The organism is Fibrobacter sp. UWR3, from assembly GCF_900143055.1.
Taxonomy (GTDB): Bacteria; Fibrobacterota; Fibrobacteria; order Fibrobacterales; family Fibrobacteraceae; genus Fibrobacter.
In genome coordinates this window covers 191,073-206,880 of the sequence record NZ_FRCW01000005.1, presented here as the reverse complement: position 1 = coordinate 206,880, position 15,808 = coordinate 191,073, and the positions used below count along the sequence as shown (strand labels likewise).

Genomic DNA, 15,808 nt, shown 5'->3' with positions numbered 1-15,808 from the left:
ACATATGCCGAAGCAGAAGTTTTATGCAATCAAGAGTCCTGAATGGGGAAAAATCGTAAATTCCTGGGAAGAATGCGAGACGATTGTCCGAGGAACGAAGGGACTCAAGTACAAGTCTTTTTCGACCATGCCCGAAGCGCAGGCCTGGCTTTCGGGTGAAGAAGTTGCCGAGCCTGCAGGTGTACGTGTGTATGTCGATGGATCTTTTATGCCCGGCTGCGACAAGGCGGGTTGGGCGTTCGTCGTGGTCGAGGACGGCAAGGAAGTTGCCACGGGTTCGGGTTACACGGTTTTCCCGGCAGAAAGCAGGAACATAGACGGCGAATGCATGGCAAGCTACCAGGCGATGCGCTGGCTCGACCTGAACGACAAGTATGCGACGATTTGCCACGACTACGAGGGTATTGCCCGCTGGGCGCGCGGGGAATGGAAGGCCAAGAGCCATATCGCGCAGCAGTACGTGGCTGCGGTAAAGCCGTTCCTTTTCCGCGTGAAGTTCGAGAAGGTTGCCGCCCATACGGGTGTCAAGTGGAACGAGCGCGTGGATGGGCTTGCGAAGGCAGCCATCGAGAAGCTGAAGGCCGAGGGCAAGGCTAACGCATAATGACGCTGCAGGAATTTATCCAGGAAATCCCGGCCGGCTCGCTTTCGCTCTTTGCGGACGCGGGTAACGAGGCGATACACGTAAACGGGGCCTCCATCCCGCTTGCGTCCATGATGGTGGCGAAGCGCTTTTTCGACCGGCCCGGCAACATGCTTGTTGTCGCGAAGGATTTCAAGAGTGCCGAAGTCTGGATGGAAAATCTCCAGAGCCTCGTGGGCGAGGACTTTGTTCGTTTTTTCCCTTCGATAGGGCTCAAGCCCTACGAGCAGAAGGTTCCGTTCGAGGGCGTTGTCGAGGAGCGCCTCAAGTTTTTCCGTGATGTGGGCGATGTGCAGAAACCGATTGTTGCCGTTTGTGCTGTAGATGCCCTGCTCGCGAAGTTGCCTGCTCCCGGCGGATTTAAACGCGAAATGCGCACGCTCAAGGTGGGCGATGTGCTGGAACCTGCAACACTTCGCCCGTGGTTCCTGGATCATGGATTCGTGGAACAGCCCGTAGTGAGTTCGGTTGGCGAGTTCTCGGTACGCGGTTGCATCGTGGACGTGAACTGTTTCTTGTACCCGCACCCGATACGCATTGAGTTCTTTGGCGACGAGATTGAATCCATCCGCAGTTTCGATATCTTCACGCAGCGTTCCGTGGAACGGATGGACCGCGTGACGCTCTACCCGATGGGCGAATGGACGCTGCCCGACGCGGAACTGGCAAAATACGGTGGCGACCTGACGGGGTTATGGTGGAAGCGCGCCCGGTACGAGAAACTGAACTGCAGTCTGCTGGATTACCTGCCGGGGGCAAGCCTCGTGTTCGAGGAACTTTCCGCCATTTCGGAGGCGGCGTCCCGGATGAATGCCGCCTACGAATCTACGTACAATGAAATCCGTGCGACCGTGCCCGATGTGGTACCCGCAAGCGAAATTTGGTTCAAGTTCAATGAACTTGCGATGATGTTCCCGGGGCATGCCTCGCTTGATATTACTCACGTGGAGACGGAAGCCTCGAATTGGTACAAGGTGGAATCGCGCCCGCAGGATTTTGCGAGCGCAGGGACTGCCGAGGTGGCGAAGAAAATCGAGGATTTCAGTGCAGGCGGTGGCGAGGTATATGTAGTCGCGCCTACTCCGGGTGCTCTTGCCCGCCTGAAGCACGTGTTCGAGGGATTGCCTGTTGCAGATTACTTTGTCGGTAACTTGAGCGAAGGCTTCTGGCTCGATAATGAAAAGATTGCCTTCCTTACCGAGACCCGCATATTCAACCGCCATGCGACCAAGTCCAGGAAACGCCAAATTGCAGGCTCGGTGACGAGCGCCCTGATGGTGGAATCGCTCAACCGCGGGGATTTTGTCGCTCACGAGGATCACGGCGTGGGCCGCTACCTCGGGCTTGTGCGCGTTGAGGTGAACGGCGGTCTTGTGGATTGCGCCCTGCTGGAATACGAGGGCGGGGACCGCCTCAAGTTCCCGGTTTCTGACCTGCAGAAGATAGAACGCCTGGAGGTTTCCGAGGAAAAAATCCCGAAGCTCGACCGCCTGGGTGGCAAGAGCTGGGAAAACCTCAAGAAGCGCGTGAAGGAGAAGGTCGTAAAGATTGCCCGCGACCTTGTGGAACTCTATGCGAAACGCGAACTTGTCGAAGGTTTTGCCTTCCCGCCCGACGGCAGGATGCAACAGGAATTCGAGGATGCCTTCGAGTACGAGCCTACGCCTGACCAGGTGAAGGCTACTGCGGAAATCAAACGCGATATGGAATGCCGCAAGCCCATGGACCGCCTTGTTTGTGGAGATGTTGGATTCGGCAAGACGGAAGTTGCCATGCGGGCTGCGTTCAAGTGCATTACCGCCAAGAAGCAGGTGGCGATTCTCGTGCCTACGACAATCCTTGCCGCCCAGCATTACGAGAACTTCCGCGACCGTTTTGCCGCATTCCCGGTGAATATCGCGCTCGTGAACCGCTACAAGACCGCGAAGGAAAAGAAGGAAATTTTCCAGCAGCTCTCCGAAGGGAAAATCGATATCGTGGTAGGGACGCACGCGCTTTTGAGCGAGAAGAATCAGTTCAAGGATATCGGGCTCCTCATCATTGACGAGGAACAGAAGTTCGGCGTGAAGCAGAAGGAAAAGTTGCGCGAACTCCGCATGACGGTGGATACGCTCAGCATGAGCGCAACCCCGATTCCGCGTACGCTGCACCTGAGCATGACAGGCGTGCGCGATATCTCGCTTATCAATACGCCGCCCATGAACCGCCTGCCGGTAGAGACGAAACTCCTGAAACGCGACGACATGGTTTTGGCCGGTGCCATCCGTGACGAACTGGCGCGGGGCGGGCAGGTCTTTGTGGTGAACGACCGCGTGCAGAATATCAATACGCTTGCCGAAGAAGTGGAATCGTGGGTGCCGGAAGCCCGCGTGGCCGTGGCCCACGGGCAGATGAACGACCGCGACCTGGAACGCGTGATGGAAAGCTTCCTCTCTCGCGAATTCGATATCCTCGTGAGTACGAGCATCATCGAGTCGGGCCTGGACGTGCCGAACGCGAACACCATCATCATTATGAATGCGCACCATTTTGGCATAAGCCAGCTTTACCAGATGCGCGGGCGTGTGGGCCGTAGCGACGTGCTCGCGAAGGCTTACCTGGTTACACCCGCAAGGGGCGAGATTTCTCAGGAATCCATGCGCCGTTTAAAGGCGCTGGAACAGTTCAGCGACCTGGGGAGCGGCTACCAGTTGGCCATGCGCGATTTGGAAATCCGCGGTGCGGGTAACCTGCTGGGCCAGGAACAGCACGGGTTTATCGCCGAGGTGGGTTTCGAGACGTATGTGCGCCTGGTTCGCGAGGCGGTGGAAATGCTCCGCGGGGGCACAACCGAAAAGCCGGTGCAGCCGCGTGTGGAAATCGGCGTGGATGCCTACCTGCCCGAGGACTACATCCAGGATGGACTTACCCGCATCGGGATGTACCAGCGGATTGCCCGCATCTCGAGTTCTGCGGAGGTGGAAAGCGTTCGCCAGGAACTTGTGGACCGCTTCGGTGAACTTCCGGTACCCGCGAATATGCTCCTTCTCGTAACCGAAATCGGGCTACACGCCGGCAGGCTCCGCATGCAGGGCCTGCAGCAGCGCAAGGGAATCCTGGTGGCGACGTTCGTGGAGTTCCCGCCTATAGAAACTCGTGTACTGGGGGAGATTGCCGGCAAGAGCACTTGCCCCATGCGCTATGTGGGCACGTCGCCCCTGCAGGCGGTATTCGAACTCGGTACGGCCCCCGCAGAAACGCTCGCTGAGCGCATTGCAGAACTGTTCCGGCAGTTCGCCGACATCACGCCGACGCCTGCGAAGGCGGAACCCGCAAACCCGCTCTTTAGGGACACGAATATCCTGAACTAGGCCTGCATCTCGTCATTCTCGCGAAGTTGCCCGCATCGTCATTCTCGCGAAGTTGCCCGCATCGTCATTCTCGCGAAGTTGCCCGCATCGTCATTCTCGCGAAGTTGCCCGCATCGTCATTCTCGCGCAGGCGAGAATCTAGGGAAACGCATCTCGTCATTCTCGCGCAGGCGAGAATCTAGGGAAACGCATCTCGTCATTCTCGCGCAGGCGAGAATCTTAAATAAACTGCGTCACGTCATTCTCGCTATACGATACTTGGCAACTTGTTGCCATAGTAGAGTTATCCTCTTTGGGGAGACGGCGAGAATCTTGCAACAACGTCTCTGAGCGTATCTTCGAGCATCACGGCGACATCTTGTGGCGTGATGGCATCTCCTGATCCGCGCGTGGCGACAAGCGTTTCGATAAACGATTCGTCGGCGTCCGTCTCGAAAAGGAGATGCTCCCGCGGGATTAGCGCGAGGGCTTCCCGCGTCGCCTTCTTGCGGAGTGTATCCGCATGAATGGAGAATAATGCGCCCAGCGAAAGGCCCGCCTTTACGATGCCCGCGTCGCCGCCGAACCTGTGGAATACGGGGCGCGGCCGTTTAATGCTTGAATCGGGGCGTGCGCATTTTAAGCCCGCGGCGAACCCGGCTTCGCGCAACACCCTGATTATGCGCCCGTAGTCGCCCACGCAATGGATTTGCAGGTCTCGCCCGAGTTCGAGAGCCATTTCCGCCTGCTTGCGAAAAACCTTCTCTTGCACTCCGCCTGGTTCATAGCCCGCATACCGTCGGTCCAGTCCCGCTTCTCCGACTTGTGTGTTCGGGTCGCTCTCCAGCAGCCGGCGCAGTTCTGTCCATAAGTCCTCTGGACCCCCGTTGATCGCTCCTTCCGCAACTTGTGCTGCAATCATCGGGTGCAGTCCGTAACTGCGTCCGCATCCCTCGAACCAGCCGGTTTCGGAGGCTCCTGTCCATATCCCGTCAACCGCCTTCCATTCCCACGGTTCGCATGCCACAGCCCTGTACCGGTAATCGCGTTCATGCAGTTCCCGTGCCAGTTCAAGGGGTTGCGGTAGTCTTGCGAGGTGCAAATGTGAGTCAAAAATCGCCATTTTCCCAATAAAATACGAAATTTTGAAAAAAGTGCTTGTTTTTTCGCCTTTAAAAGTCTAGTTTAAGGTTCGTGGGCCGAATTAGCCCCGATATTTCATTTTTTGTATTTAAACTAAAGGAGTCCCTATGCGCGACCTGCTCGAGAAAGCCTTGAAGAAAGGTCTTGTCGTCACTTTTTCTAACGAGAATGGCTATGCCGTCATTCGTATTTCCAAGGACGGTGAAGTCGTCGCAAGCTGTAGCCTCGGTGCTGCAAACTTCCGTGATTCTGTAGAAGACTCCCTGCAGGCCCTGCTTCTCGACCTGGAGCGCAAGGGCATCTAGTTCTTGGTAGAATCTGCCTTTTGGGGCTGCGCATCGCTTTCGGGCTGCGCGGCCTCTTTTTTTGTTTTCTTCTTGTTAATCATTACTGCTGCGAGAGCCTTTCTCACAAAGCCTCTCACGGTGTTTATCGCGATTCGCGGTTCCTTCACGTAGCGCCCACGCAGGTGACTCCTGGTAAAGTAGCCCACCTCGCGGCTGTCGAGGCAGAACGCCCCCTTGGTGCAGGCGAGAAAATAGCAGTCTTCCGGTACCACAAGTTCGGTAATTTGCGTGGAATCTTCCTCGTTGTAAAACTCTCGGCGAATCTGGATGGGGGAGTCGCCCGGTTCGGTATGGAAAATCTGTTCTTCGAGCAGGTAGCGGTCCTGCCAGGGGAGAAAGTCGATTTCTTGCAGGCTAACCTGGCGGTTCCCGAGTTTTGTGGAACCGAGCCGTTCAATCCCGATTTCGCGGTCGCCTTGCCAGAGGGTCGTCTTCACGTAGAACTTCCTGCCGGATTCAATCAGCAGGTTTATCATGTAGTCTTCTTCGATGTCGTTCAGTTGGGCAAAACGGAGCGTGTCGCCCTTGCGGGGTATGTGAAGGTGGCGCCTCTGGATAAATGCCGTCTCGTCTTTCCACCTGAAGTTCCCGTGCGGGGTCTTTACGCGCCCGCGGTCCGAAAAGTCAATCTTGTCGCCGGGGAGTCCAATCACCTTGCGGATAATACTTTCCCCGTTGCGCAGTGTTGCCCAAACGGTCTCGTTGTAGGCAATCTTGTCGGTACACTGCGGTAACTTGCACATCCACAGAATCTCTTTTTCCTTGTGCCTCGGGTACATCGAGGAATCCGTAATCTGTAGCGGCTCCAGCACGCGGATACGCAAAGCCATCGCGAAGATAAAGACAATTGCAAGGATGACGACAAGCACGGCCAGGCATGCTTTCGAATTCTTCCATTGCAGTCTCTTGACTTTAAACTTCAGGCTCGACATACAGATTAACAAATTTAAAACAAACTATTCTCCGCTGCTACTGGAATCGTCGCTGAGCGAAAGTACGGCGAGGAACGCCTTCTGCGGCACTTCCACCGAGCCGATGCTCTTCATGCGCTTCTTGCCTTCCTTCTGCTTTTCGAGGAGCTTGCGCTTGCGGGTAATGTCGCCGCCGTAACACTTGGCGAGCACGTCCTTCCTAACCGCCTTCACGGTAGAACGGCTGATAATCTTCCCGCCAATCGCACCCTGGATAGCCACGTCGAACTGCTGGCGCGGAATCAGGTCCTTGAGCTTCACGCATATTGCGTTCGCGTAGGTATGTGCCTTGTCGCGGTGGATAATCACGGAGAACGCGTCCACCGGGTCGCCGTTCAGGAGAATGTCAAGCTTCACCAGGTTGTTCCTGCGGTATTCGCTCGGCGCATAGTCGAGGCCCGCATAGCCGCGGCTCACGGACTTCAGTCGGTCATAGAAGTCAAACATGATTTCGGCGAGCGGCAAATCGTACTTGAGAATCACCTTTGCCTCGTCGATGTATTCCATCGTCTCGAATTCGCCGCGCTTCTCGTCGCAGAGCGTCATGAGCGCACCCACGTATTCCTTGGGCGTAAATATCTGCGCCTTCACGTAGGGTTCCTCGATGTGGTCGTAGCGGCTTGCGTCGGGGAGCTTGGAGGGGCTCTCGATTTTCACCATCGTGCCGTCGCTCATGTACACGTGGTATTCCACGTTCGGCACGGTCGTGATGATGTCGACGTTGAATTCGCGGTCGAGGCGTTCCTGCACGATTTCCATGTGCAACAGTCCGAGGAAGCCTGTACGGAAGCCGAAGCCCAATGCTTCGGAGGTTTCCGGTTCCCAGCTGATGGCGGAATCGTTCAGGCGTAACTTCTCGAGCGCCTCGCGCAAATCCTTGTAGTCTTCCGGGTTGATGGGGTAGATGCCGGAATAGATCATCGGCAGAATGTCCTTGTAGCCCGGGAGCGGCTCTGTTGCGGGGTTAGCCGCATCGGTGAGCGTGTCGCCGATTTTTACGTCGCTAATCGTCTTCACGTTCGCGAGCACGTAGCCCACCATGCCTTCCGAAAGTTCTTCGCGCGGGTCGCGGTGCATACTGAACGTGCCGACTTCGGTCACCATGTATTCGCCGCCGGTCTTCATCATGCGGATTTTCATGCCCGCCCTGAGCGAACCCTCCACGATGCGTATGTAGTTGATGACACCGCGGTAGGAATCGTAGACGGAGTCGAAAATCAGGGCCTTGAGCGGTTTTCCGCTGTCGCCCGTGGGGGCCGGAATTTCGTCTACAATCTTGTCGAGCACCTGTTCCACGTTCAGGCCCGTTTTCGCGGAGATGCGCGGAATCTTGTCGGGGTCGTAGCCCAGGAGGTCGCCCACGAGTTCTGCCACGTGGTCGGGCTGTGCGCCCGGCAGGTCCACCTTGTTCAAAACTGGGATAATCGTGAGGTCGTTTTCGATGGCGAGGTAGAGGTTGCTAAGCGTCTGCGCCTCGATTCCCTGGCTTGCATCCACCACGAGAATAGCACCTTCGCAGGCGGCAAGCGAGCGGCTCACTTCGTACGTGAAGTCCACGTGCCCCGGCGTGTCGATCATGTTCAGGATGTATTCCTTGCCGTCCTTCTCGTACACCATTCGGATGGCGTGCGCCTTGATGGTGATGCCGCGTTCGCGTTCGAGGTCCATGTCGTCCAGGAGCTGGTTGGTCATCTCGTTCTTCGCGACGGTCTTCGTGAGTTCAATCATGCGGTCGGCGAGGGTAGACTTGCCGTGGTCAATGTGCGCGATGATGCTAAAATTTCTGATATTGTCGTTTTGCGGCATATAGGCGATAAAATTATCGTGAAGTTGTTCTATTTTCGGGGGTAAAATATAGAAAATGCGCAAATGGTGCTTTACAAAATTATCTATATTCACGATACTAAAACAGAAATGAGCCATTAAATCCATGGTCGTTATGAAAATGTTTCCTAGATTCTCTGCATCCAAGGTGCTTGCTTCGGCTGCACTTATGTTATTTGCTTTTACGGGTGCCTTTGCCCAGGGCAAGGTATTCAACAAGGACTACACGGGCATTACCGCTATCGAGGCTACCATTACCACACACGAGGGCGTGATTGTTGTCGACCTCGATTTCAAGGCCGCACCGAATACGGTTGCGAATTTTGTTGACCTTGCACAGAAGGGCTTTTACGATGGCCTTACCTTTCACCGCGTCATCAACGGTTTCATGATCCAGGGTGGCGACCCCGAAGGCAACGGCCAGGGTGGCCCGGGTTATACCATCGACGACGAACCGAACGACCTGAAGCACGAGAAGGCCGTCATTTCCATGGCGAACCGCGGCCCGAACACGGGCGGTTCACAGTTCTTCATCACGCAGATGCCCCAGCCGCACCTGGATGGCAAGCATACCGTCTTTGGAAAGGTTATCAGCGGCGAAGATGTCGTCTGCCGCATCGAACCTTTCGACCCCATTATTAACATCAAAATCGTGGAAAAGAAGTAATCTATGAGTTCTAAGAAAGTAGTGTCCAAGGCAACCAAGACTCCGGCAAAGAAGCCCGCGGCAAAGACGCCCGCGAATGCTTCGGCAAGCTCAGCAACCAAAAAGTCTGCCGTAAAGTCTGCACCTGCCAAGAAGGCCGCTCCGGCGAAGAAGGCGGCTCCGGCAAAGAAACCTGCCGAGGTGAAGAAGCCCGCTGCGAAGAAACCTGCGGCGAAGCCTGCAAAGGCTCCTGCGAAGAAGCCCGCGAAGGTCGAGAAGAAGGCTCCGGCATCCAAGGTCCAGCCCGCGAAGTCCGCCGTAAAGTCTACGGTGAAGCCCGCTGCTGCAAAGCCCGCGAAGGGCACTGCAAAGAACGAAACAAAGCCCAAGTCCACTGGCAAGAAGGATGTGAAGACTTCCAAGACGGGAAAGTCTGCTACGACTGCTGCCACGAAGGGCAATGACAAGAAGATTCAGACGACAAAGAATTCTAAGGTCACGAAGTCTAACGTAAAGGCCGATAACGACCAGAAAAAGGTTGATTCCGGCAAGAATAATAACAAGAAGCCTGAACCGCCGAAGGGTGGCAAGAAGGGCGGGGCGAAGCCTGAACCTGTTGTCAATGACGCTCCGGTAACAAAGCCTGTGAAGCCGGGCAAGGGTGGAAAGGACAAGGACGGGGTGAAGCCTGAACCTCTGCCGGTTGAACCGTCGGTAGCTGTGGTTGACGATACTCCCGCTCCGGCTCCCGCACCCGCACCTGCGCCTGCACCGGGCAAGAAGGTTGTTGCATTTGCTCTTTTGCTCCAGGGCGGCAAGAAGCTTTCGAAGACGCTCCTCTTCACGGAAGCGAAGGACGAATCTGATCACGCGAACCAGAAGAAGGTGACTTCGGATGTGAGCAAGGCTGAAAAGAAGCCCACCATGGCTATCCGCCGCAAGATTTCCCTTGCTGAAGAGACTCAGGAAGAACTGACGGAACGCATCCTCAAGGAACTCGAGGAACAGAATGCCGCATTCACGCGCGAGGCTGCCACGCAGATGTGCACGCGCTGCAACCGCAATCTTGTTTCTCCGGAATTCTGGGTCGACAAGCACCTCGGATACTGCGAAGAATGTGCGACGATCCTCAAGCTTGGCCAGTCCAAGGAAGCGCGCAAGGTGGAATACACGCTCGGTTCCATGGGTGGCGACTCCCTTGACGAGGCGGATGACGAGGACTTTGAAGGTCCGGACGCCGCAGATCTCAAGGAAGCGGAAGAAGATCTCGCCGATTTCGACGAATCGTAATACAACGGCGTTGTTGCCTGAATGTTTCGCTACGGTAAACGATTGGGCAAGCTTTTCGCGGTAGGTGGATACCTGCCGCGCATTTTGCTTGCATCTGTAATCGGGTTCGTTACGGGCCTGGTGGCGGTCGCTTTCCATTTTTCTCTGGGATGGGCTACTTATGTGGTTCGGTTGCCGTGGGAGGGTGCCGGTGCACTGCCGAAGTGGAGCTTCGCGTTCGTACCTATGATTGGCGGGCTTGTCGTGGGGCTTGTCATCTACAAGTTCACGCGCACGCCCGAGGCCGCAGGCCAGGGAACCGACAACATGATACGCTCGTTCCATCGCGAGGGCGGTGTGGTGCGTGCCCGCGTGGCGCCGGTCAAGTTCTTCACGAGCATCGTCACGCTTGCAAGTGGCGGTAGCGCGGGGTACGAGGGCCCCATCTCGCAAATCGGTTCGGGCATCGGCTCCGGCATAAGCCGCCTCTTCAGGCTCCCCAAGGCGATGCGCGGGCAGTTCATGCTCGCGGGTACGGCGGCCGGGCTCGGCGCAATCTTCAAGGCGCCTCTTGCGGGCGCACTCACGTCGGTCGAGGTGCTCTACCGGGAGGATTTCGAGTCGAACGCCTTCGCGACGAGCATCGTGTCGTCGGTGGTCGCGTTCACCGTGTATATCGCCCTCGTGGGCACGGAACCTGCGATTGCGGGTGTCCCCGCCATCCCGTTCACGAACGGCATAGAACTGCTCGCGTGTGCGGTTCTGGGCGTGCTCTGCTTCCCGTTCTCGTTCCTGTACGTGCGTTGCTACGACCTGTGCGAAACGCGGTTTGCCCGCTGGAAGGTTCCCGACTGGCTCAAGCCCGCGGTGGGTGGCGCGTTCGTGGGCGCCATCATTCTCGTATTCCCGCAGGTCGCGGGCGGCGGCTTCGGGTTCATCGGCGAAATCATGCGCGGCCTTGTACCGCACGGGCTTTTTGGCATATTGTTCCTGCTGGCCATAGCAGTCGCAAAGATCGTTGCGACCGCGTTTACGGTGGGCTCGGGCGGTTCGGGCGGTGTGTTCGGGCCTTCGCTCTTCATCGGGGGCGTGCTCGGGGCGATGTTTGCAGGGATATGCGAGTTGTTGTTCCCTGGGGCGGTTCGCATGCCCGAGATGTTTATCCTCGTCGGTATGGCCGCGTTTTTTGCGGGTGCAGCGAAGGCGCCCATCGCGGGCGTCGTGATGGTCTGCGAGATGACGGGCAGCTACAGCTTGTTGCCAGGGCTCATGATTGCAGCCGTCATGCATATCGCATTCTCGCGCCCGTGGACAATCTACAAGAGCCAGGTTTTGAACAAGTTTGCAAGCCCCGCGCACCGCTGCGACATGGATGTGGACGTGCTGCAGGTAACGAGCGTGGGCGAGGTGATGGAGCCCCGCGAAATCAAGCGTCTCGATGCGGGTAGCCCGCTGAGCGATGCACTCAAGTTGATTGACCTCAACTGCATCTATCCGGTTTATGACCGCGGGGAATACGCGGGCCTGCTCGACATGCAGGCGGTGAAATCCACCTTCCTCTCGTCGCCGGAACTGGCGCGTCACCTGCTTGTCTCGGACTGCACCGTGCGCGCCCCGATGCTTGCCGAAACGATGGACCTGCACGCGGCCCTGAAGGTCTTTACCCGGATAGAGATTGACGAACTCTGCGTGAAGGATAGGCAAGGGAACCTGGTGGGTACGCTCTCGCATTCCGCCATATTCCGCGCCTACGAGACCCTCGTAAGCCGCAATGCTTAGCCGGCGGGTTACAGACGAAAGAAAAACGCAAAAACAAACATTTTTTTTACTAGAAAATCTTTCGTCTTTCGTCTTTCGTCTTTCGTCTTTCTATATTTGGCTGCGTTAAGACAAAAAAGGACTCTAAAATGGCAAAGAAAGTTCAGGATGCCCTCAAGGACATCATCTCCCTCTGCAAGCGCCGCGGTTTCATTTTCCCCGGCTCCGAAATTTACGACGGCCTCGCCAACACTTGGGACTACGGTCCGTATGGCGTGGAACTGAAGCGCAACATCAAGAACCTCTGGTGGAAGAAGTTCGTGACCAGCCGCCAGGATGTGCTCGGTCTCGACAGCTCTATTCTCTTGAACCCCCGCGTCTGGAAGGCCTCTGGCCACGTGGGCAACTTCTCTGACCCGCTGGTCGACTGCCTCGCTTGCCACGAACGTTTCCGTGCCGACCAACTTTTGGAAGACAAACTCGGCGAAGGCTGCTGCGCCGGCAAGAACTTTGACGAAGTCCACCAGATGATGATGGACAACAAGATTGAATGCCCGACCTGCGGCAAGACCGACTGGACCAAGCCCCGCGCATTCAACCTGATGTTCCAGACCGAAATCGGCGTCATCGAAGGCGAAGGCAACAAGGTTTACCTGCGTCCGGAAACCGCCCAGGGTATCTTCGTGGACTTCAAGAACATTGTCGACAACGTCCGCCCGCGCATCCCGTTCGGTGTGGGCCAGATCGGTAAGAGCTTCCGTAACGAAATCACTCCGGGTAACTTTATCTTCCGTACCCGCGAATTCGAACAGATGGAACTCGAATTCTTCTGCGAACCGGGCACCGAACTGGAATGGTACAACTTCTGGCGCAAGTACTGCTTCGACTGGCTCGTGAACGACCTCGGCGTGAACAAGGAAAAGCTCCGCCTCCGCGAACATGCCAAGGAAGAACTTTCTCACTACAGTAACGGTACCACCGACATCGAATACGAATTCCCGTTCGGCTGGGGCGAACTCTGGGGTATCGCAAGCCGCACGAACTACGACTTGACGCAGCACCAGAACGAATCCAAGGTCAAGCAGGAATACATCGACCCGGTGCAGAACAAGCGCTACATCCCGTACGTGGTGGAACCGTCCCTCGGTGTGGAACGCCTGCTGTTGGTGCTCCTTTGCGACGCCTACGACGTTGAAAAGCTCGAAAATGACGAACGTACCGTGCTCCACTTCGACCCGAAGATTGCTCCGGTGAAGGTTGCCGTTCTCCCGCTCGTGAAGAAGGGCCAGGTGAAGGCCAAGGCCGAAGAACTCTACCAGAAGCTCCTGAACCGCTGGAACGTGGAATACGACGAAACGCAGTCCATCGGTAAGCGCTACCGCCGTCAGGACGAACTCGGCACGCCGTTCTGCGTGACCGTGGACTTCGACACGGTGGGCGACGGTGAATCCGATCCGGCAAAGCTGGGCTACGTGACGGTTCGCGAACGTGACTCCATGAAGCAGGAACTGGTGAAGATCGATGAACTCGAGGCTTACCTGTCCGCCAAACTCGGCTGCTAGTTGAGATGCAAAGGGAACCTCATGGTTCCCTTTGGAATCCTTCCTAGAAGTAGGTAAAAGGGCCCGGAAACGGGTTCTTTTTTTATATTTTTTCCAGATGATTCAGAACAAACTCAAATGGCTATTTTTCTTTCTTCTGGTAGCGTCTGCTTGCTTGTGGGCGGCAGAAACGACTGATGCTCCCGAAAAAGTTTCCAAGAGGGAACTTTTTTTGCGTGCCCGTGATGCGCTCAAGACATCCCTGGAATCGGGCGATACGACGCGTGCACGCGAGGCCCTGGATTACCTTGCCGCTAACGTGGCGCAGGGAGCGCCGCTTACGCGTTTTGAGGAATACCTCGCGAACATGGAGGCGGGGCGCACCCAGCGGGGCCTTGACCAGTATGCCGATATGCGACGGACCGTTCTCGATTCTACGTACAATCCTAACTGGGATCCGCGCGCTGCCACCGAAGACCCGCTGTCGCATTACCTGTACAGGAACCTATCCCCGTTCGATTCCGCGAAGGCCGATTCGCTCTATGCCCGTATCCAGGATTCCCCGGAAATAAGCGATGAATCTAAGGGTCTGTACCGAGTATTACTTTGTTCTGAACTTGTTTTCAACCGCGCGGGGAACCGCTATTATGGCGGGTCAAGGCTTGCTATTTACGATACGACAAATGTGCAGTCTTTCCTCACGTATGCGAAAGACTATGTGGAAAAGAACCCCAATACGACCTATGCGAACATTTTCAAGAATCAGCTGATTCCCTATGTAGAAGATGTCATGAAACCCTTCCGCGATTTTCACAAGAATCCCTTCAAGCACAAGTACTATAGGGGCGATGTCTCCGTATTCCTGGGCAAGTGGTTTGGTACAACGACGGGCGACGTGAACGATTATCTTGACGTGAGGATGGGGTCGTCGTTCTTGCTTGACCTGGAAATGCAGTTTGGTCGTATTTCATTGGGTTTCTTCTACGGTTGGGGCCTGATCCATAGATTTACATACCTCTACGAGCAGGCAGGATACTTTACCGAGGAGAGCCATGACGAAGAAGTGGAAGATCCCTTCCTCGGGCTTACGGTCGGCTTCACCGTGTTTGATTCGCGGTTCCTTAAGTTGCAGCCCTTTATTGGCTTTGGTCAGGATTATTTTGATAACGGTTGGGACGATATAAGTTCCCCTACGTATGTCATGGGTGCGAATGCTGATATCCGCCTGTTTTCCACAAGGCCCCAGGGGTTGTATGACGTTTCGTATGCGCTGGTGCTACGCTTCAAGTACATTGCGACATTTGGAAAATTTACCGATGATTACTGGACCGATAACTATTTCAAGGTGGATGACTCCTACATAAACCACGTGTTCTCGGTAAGCCTTGGTGCTATGATTTGGTAGAGTTTTTCTTTTTTCCTTGCGGATAAATTCATAAAGATGTATATTTATCCGTGATGAAGAAAAACACATACTTACTGTTCCCTGTGGCGTTGTCCTTTTTGCTGGCGTGCTCGGCAGACGTGGGTTACGCCCCCGATAAGGATTACTCCGGCACATCTCCCTCGTACAATGCCGATGAACTAGGAGACCTTCCGGACTGCGATAGCAAGCACGAAGGCCTGGTGGTACATGTCAACTACTATCCGAGCCATGACTATGCCTGCAGTGAGGGGTATTGGGTGGCTCTTGGACAGTCCACTACCGACAAGAAGTTGCCTGATGTCCACGAGACCTCGGATGATGCCGTAGCGCTTCATGAAAAGTTCAAGAATGTCGAGTCCGTGCAGATTCTCGACACGCGCGACAACAAGGTGTACAAGGCGATTGTCCTGGGCGACCTGGTCTGGATGGCCGAAAACCTGGATTATGAAACGCGGTATAGCCGTACCAATCCTCAGTGCGATGATTTGGGAATCAAGTGCGGGCGCTATTACATGTGGGACGATGCCGCATACGGTAACGACGATTATTCTAGCGTATGCCTTCCCGGTATGCGCCTGCCTACGGAAGAAGATGTCGATAAGCTTGTGGAGTTTATCGGGGGTGTTTCCAACGGGTACGTACTGAAGTCGAAATCGTACTGGGAAGAGTCGGAAGATGCTCCGCTGGGGACCGATGAACTCGGGTTCAATGCATACCCTGCAGGCTACAAGAGTAGCAGCCGTAACTATTTCGAGTATTTTGGTACTGAAACAGTCTTCTGGACTGATATCAGCAATGGTTACCACAGTTCGCTAACCTTGTCGCTGTATTCCCATAATTCGATTCTCGGGACTAATTGGGGGCCGAACTGGGACAACTACATGAACGTGCGTTGTGTGGGGGATTTATAG

General features: G+C 55.6%; 12 protein-coding genes. 9 read left to right on the top strand and 3 right to left on the bottom strand.

Going from position 1 to position 15,808, the window contains the following annotated elements:
* Positions 1-4 precede the first annotated feature (4 nt).
* Together BUA44_RS08490 and mfd are read left to right on the top strand one after the other, a co-directional pair.
* Positions 5-604 (top strand): ribonuclease H1 domain-containing protein, encoded by a 600-nt coding sequence (locus BUA44_RS08490; protein WP_072810807.1) that lies wholly within the window; start codon positions 5-7, stop codon positions 602-604.
* Positions 604-3,993, top strand: coding sequence for a transcription-repair coupling factor (gene mfd, locus BUA44_RS08485; protein WP_255370496.1), 3,390 nt, complete (start codon positions 604-606; stop codon positions 3,991-3,993). The genes BUA44_RS08490 and mfd overlap by 1 nt, the downstream gene beginning before the upstream one ends.
* Positions 3,994-4,276: 283 nt before the next feature.
* On the opposite strand, the gene BUA44_RS08480 is transcribed toward mfd, so the two are convergent.
* Entirely contained in the window at positions 4,277-5,095 is an 819-nt protein-coding gene (locus tag BUA44_RS08480) for a TatD family hydrolase (protein WP_072810803.1), read from the bottom strand.
* 127 nt (positions 5,096-5,222) lie between these two features.
* Here BUA44_RS08480 and BUA44_RS08475 point away from each other — a divergent pair, with 127 nt between their 5' ends.
* Positions 5,223-5,420 carry a hypothetical protein gene (locus BUA44_RS08475; RefSeq protein WP_072810801.1) on the top strand — a complete coding sequence of 66 codons (198 nt, stop codon included), beginning with the start codon at positions 5,223-5,225 and terminating at the stop codon, positions 5,418-5,420.
* Here BUA44_RS08475 and BUA44_RS08470 read toward each other — a convergent pair.
* Positions 5,417-6,394, bottom strand: a complete 978-nt coding sequence (locus tag BUA44_RS08470; protein ID WP_072810799.1) for a S26 family signal peptidase — start codon at positions 6,392-6,394, stop codon at positions 5,417-5,419. The genes BUA44_RS08475 and BUA44_RS08470 overlap by 4 nt on opposite strands.
* A gap of 24 nt (positions 6,395-6,418) precedes the next feature.
* Entirely contained in the window at positions 6,419-8,239 is a 1,821-nt protein-coding gene (gene lepA, locus BUA44_RS08465) for a translation elongation factor 4 (protein ID WP_072810796.1), read from the bottom strand.
* A gap of 187 nt (positions 8,240-8,426) precedes the next feature.
* Between lepA and BUA44_RS08460 the strand changes: the two genes are divergently transcribed.
* The 6 genes from BUA44_RS08460 to BUA44_RS08435 all read left to right on the top strand — a co-directional run bounded on the left by BUA44_RS08460 (position 8,427) and on the right by BUA44_RS08435 (position 15,808).
* Positions 8,427-8,924 (top strand): peptidylprolyl isomerase, encoded by a 498-nt coding sequence (locus tag BUA44_RS08460; RefSeq protein ID WP_097035752.1) that lies wholly within the window; start codon positions 8,427-8,429, stop codon positions 8,922-8,924.
* A gap of 3 nt (positions 8,925-8,927) precedes the next feature.
* Positions 8,928-10,193, top strand: coding sequence for a hypothetical protein (locus BUA44_RS15680; protein WP_072810794.1), 1,266 nt, complete (start codon positions 8,928-8,930; stop codon positions 10,191-10,193).
* A gap of 21 nt (positions 10,194-10,214) precedes the next feature.
* Entirely contained in the window at positions 10,215-11,951 is a 1,737-nt protein-coding gene (locus BUA44_RS08450) for a chloride channel protein (protein WP_072810791.1), read from the top strand.
* 128 nt (positions 11,952-12,079) lie between these two features.
* Positions 12,080-13,492, top strand: coding sequence for a glycine--tRNA ligase (locus tag BUA44_RS08445; RefSeq protein WP_072810788.1), 1,413 nt, complete (start codon positions 12,080-12,082; stop codon positions 13,490-13,492).
* A gap of 97 nt (positions 13,493-13,589) precedes the next feature.
* The gene (locus tag BUA44_RS08440; protein WP_072810786.1) at positions 13,590-14,876 is read left to right on the top strand and encodes a hypothetical protein; all 1,287 of its coding nucleotides are present in this window, start codon (positions 13,590-13,592) and stop codon (positions 14,874-14,876) included.
* Positions 14,877-14,929: 53 nt separating this feature from the next.
* Positions 14,930-15,808: an FISUMP domain-containing protein gene (locus BUA44_RS08435; protein WP_083579544.1), complete on the top strand. Its 879-nt coding sequence runs from the start codon at positions 14,930-14,932 to the stop codon at positions 15,806-15,808.

Bases quoted from the DNA above. Each gene is read 5' to 3' on its own strand.
- BUA44_RS08490 (WP_072810807.1), top strand. From the start codon at position 5: ATGCCGAAGCAGAAGTTTTATGCAATCAAGAGTCCTGAATGGGGAAAA.
- mfd (WP_255370496.1), top strand. From the start codon at position 604: ATGACGCTGCAGGAATTTATCCAGGAAATCCCGGCCGGCTCGCTTTCG.
- BUA44_RS08480 (WP_072810803.1), bottom strand. From the start codon at position 5,095: ATGGCGATTTTTGACTCACATTTGCACCTCGCAAGACTACCGCAACCC.
- BUA44_RS08475 (WP_072810801.1), top strand. From the start codon at position 5,223: ATGCGCGACCTGCTCGAGAAAGCCTTGAAGAAAGGTCTTGTCGTCACT.
- BUA44_RS08470 (WP_072810799.1), bottom strand. From the start codon at position 6,394: ATGTCGAGCCTGAAGTTTAAAGTCAAGAGACTGCAATGGAAGAATTCG.
- lepA (WP_072810796.1), bottom strand. From the start codon at position 8,239: ATGCCGCAAAACGACAATATCAGAAATTTTAGCATCATCGCGCACATT.
- BUA44_RS08460 (WP_097035752.1), top strand. From the start codon at position 8,427: ATGTTATTTGCTTTTACGGGTGCCTTTGCCCAGGGCAAGGTATTCAAC.
- BUA44_RS15680 (WP_072810794.1), top strand. From the start codon at position 8,928: ATGAGTTCTAAGAAAGTAGTGTCCAAGGCAACCAAGACTCCGGCAAAG.
- BUA44_RS08450 (WP_072810791.1), top strand. From the start codon at position 10,215: ATGTTTCGCTACGGTAAACGATTGGGCAAGCTTTTCGCGGTAGGTGGA.
- BUA44_RS08445 (WP_072810788.1), top strand. From the start codon at position 12,080: ATGGCAAAGAAAGTTCAGGATGCCCTCAAGGACATCATCTCCCTCTGC.
- BUA44_RS08440 (WP_072810786.1), top strand. From the start codon at position 13,590: ATGATTCAGAACAAACTCAAATGGCTATTTTTCTTTCTTCTGGTAGCG.
- BUA44_RS08435 (WP_083579544.1), top strand. From the start codon at position 14,930: ATGAAGAAAAACACATACTTACTGTTCCCTGTGGCGTTGTCCTTTTTG.